Origin of the sequence: Oceanihabitans sp. 2_MG-2023, from assembly GCF_030547245.1 — a bacterium.
Classification (GTDB): Bacteria; Bacteroidota; Bacteroidia; order Flavobacteriales; family Flavobacteriaceae; genus Oceanihabitans.
The window spans coordinates 1-2,500 of record NZ_JAUOQT010000004.1; the positions used below are offsets into that span (position 1 = coordinate 1).

The 2,500-nt window shown below is 43.4% G+C and carries 2 tRNA genes and 2 rRNA genes (1 of these 4 cut by a window edge); all 4 read left to right on the forward strand.

Annotated elements, in window-relative coordinates:
• The first annotated feature begins 259 nt into the window (after positions 1 to 259).
• A 16S ribosomal RNA gene (locus Q4512_RS09445) occupies positions 260 to 1,779 on the forward strand.
• A gap of 84 nt (positions 1,780 to 1,863) precedes the next feature.
• A tRNA-Ile gene (locus Q4512_RS09450) sits at positions 1,864 to 1,937 on the forward strand.
• A gap of 80 nt (positions 1,938 to 2,017) precedes the next feature.
• Positions 2,018 to 2,091 (forward strand) — tRNA-Ala (locus Q4512_RS09455).
• Between the two features lie 189 nt (positions 2,092 to 2,280).
• Positions 2,281 to 2,500: ribosomal RNA gene (locus Q4512_RS09460) — 23S ribosomal RNA — on the forward strand (it continues 2,601 nt past the right edge of the window).
• Together the 16S and 23S rRNA genes with 2 tRNA genes alongside form the textbook arrangement of a ribosomal RNA operon.

Consider the following 2,500-nt stretch of genomic DNA (forward strand, 5'->3'; position numbering starts at 1 on the left):
ACATACACTATTATATCAGAGAGAAATAAATTTCAATTTTTTTCAAAAAAGGTTGTGTAGTTAGAAAAAGGGTTTTATATTTGCACCCGCTAAGCGCTAAAGCGTTTAGTAAACGATAAAAAAAGTTCATAGACATATTGAATTGACAGCGTAAGATTAGATTGGAAACGATTTAATTAAACAAAGAGAATAAACCATTTTGAGTACTAGAAATTCCAAGTAATTGTTAAGCATATTAGTCGCAAGACTTAAAAATTTAACGATGAAGAGTTTGATCCTGGCTCAGGATGAACGCTAGCGGCAGGCCTAACACATGCAAGTCGAGGGGTAACATTGGAGCTTGCTTCAGATGACGACCGGCGCACGGGTGCGTAACGCGTATAGAATCTACCTTATACTGAGGGATAGCCTTTGGAAACGAAGATTAATACCTCATAGTATATTTACTCGGCATCGAGAAGATATTAAAGGTTACGGTATAAGATGACTATGCGTTCTATTAGCTAGATGGTGTGGTAACGGCACACCATGGCAACGATAGATAGGGGCCCTGAGAGGGGGATCCCCCACACTGGTACTGAGACACGGACCAGACTCCTACGGGAGGCAGCAGTGAGGAATATTGGACAATGGAGGCAACTCTGATCCAGCCATGCCGCGTGCAGGAAGACTGCCCTATGGGTTGTAAACTGCTTTTATACAGGAAGAAACCTTTTCACGTGTGAAAAGCTGACGGTACTGTAAGAATAAGGATCGGCTAACTCCGTGCCAGCAGCCGCGGTAATACGGAGGATCCAAGCGTTATCCGGAATCATTGGGTTTAAAGGGTCCGTAGGTGGATAATTAAGTCAGGGGTGAAAGTTTGCGGCTCAACCGTAAAATTGCCTTTGATACTGGTTATCTTGAATTATTGTGAAGTAGTTAGAATATGTAGTGTAGCGGTGAAATGCATAGATATTACATAGAATACCAATTGCGAAGGCAGATTACTAACAATATATTGACACTGATGGACGAAAGCGTGGGGAGCGAACAGGATTAGATACCCTGGTAGTCCACGCCGTAAACGATGGTCACTAGCTGTTCGAACTTCGGTTTGAGTGGCTAAGCGAAAGTGATAAGTGACCCACCTGGGGAGTACGTTCGCAAGAATGAAACTCAAAGGAATTGACGGGGGCCCGCACAAGCGGTGGAGCATGTGGTTTAATTCGATGATACGCGAGGAACCTTACCAGGGCTTAAATGTAAATTGACAGGTTTAGAGATAGACTTTTCTTCGGACAATTTACAAGGTGCTGCATGGTTGTCGTCAGCTCGTGCCGTGAGGTGTCAGGTTAAGTCCTATAACGAGCGCAACCCCTGTTGTTAGTTGCCAGCGATTCAAGTCGGGAACTCTAACAAGACTGCCAGTGCAAACTGTGAGGAAGGTGGGGATGACGTCAAATCATCACGGCCCTTACGTCCTGGGCTACACACGTGCTACAATGGTAGGGACAGAGAGCAGCCACTTCGCGAGAAGGAGCGAATCTATAAACCCTATCACAGTTCGGATCGGAGTCTGCAACTCGACTCCGTGAAGCTGGAATCGCTAGTAATCGCATATCAGCCATGATGCGGTGAATACGTTCCCGGGCCTTGTACACACCGCCCGTCAAGCCATGGAAGCTGGGAGTGCCTGAAGTCCGTCACCGTAAGGAGCGGCCTAGGGTAAAATCGGTAACTAGGGCTAAGTCGTAACAAGGTAGCCGTACCGGAAGGTGCGGCTGGAACACCTCCTTTCTAGAGAAAGACGATTATAAGGAAAACAAGTAAATTACGATAAGTGATTTATTCTCAAGCTGTTAATTTAAAATACTATAGTAGAGTCTCATAGCTCAGCTGGTTAGAGCGCTACACTGATAATGTAGAGGTCGGCAGTTCGAGTCTGCCTGAGACTACTAACTACTATAAAAAAGGAAATTCTAGAAGTTGGGATTCACAATTCGAGATTCTGAATTCAAAATTCTGAATTCTAAATGGGGGATTAGCTCAGCTGGCTAGAGCGCCTGCCTTGCACGCAGGAGGTCATCGGTTCGACTCCGATATTCTCCACGATTTCATTTAATTATGAAAAGAAGTTCATTGACATATTGAAAAAGATACATGAAATTAGTATTAGATTTTATCTAATATTAAATAATAATTGTAAGATTAATTAGAATCAGCACGAGCGATATCTAATTAATCAGATTTAATTATTGAAAAATAATTAAATAGTAACTCATTAAAAAGCAAATAGTACAATAAGCTAAATAAGAGCGTATGGGGAATGCCTAGGCTCTCAGAGGCGATGAAGGACGTGATAAGCTGCGAAAAGCTGCGGGGATTGGCACATACAAATTGATCCGCAGATATCCGAATGGGGCAACCCAGCATGTTGAAGACATGTTACACCGTAAGGTGAGCAAACCCGGAGAACTGAAACATCTAAGTACCCGGAGGAGAAGAAAACAAAAGTGAT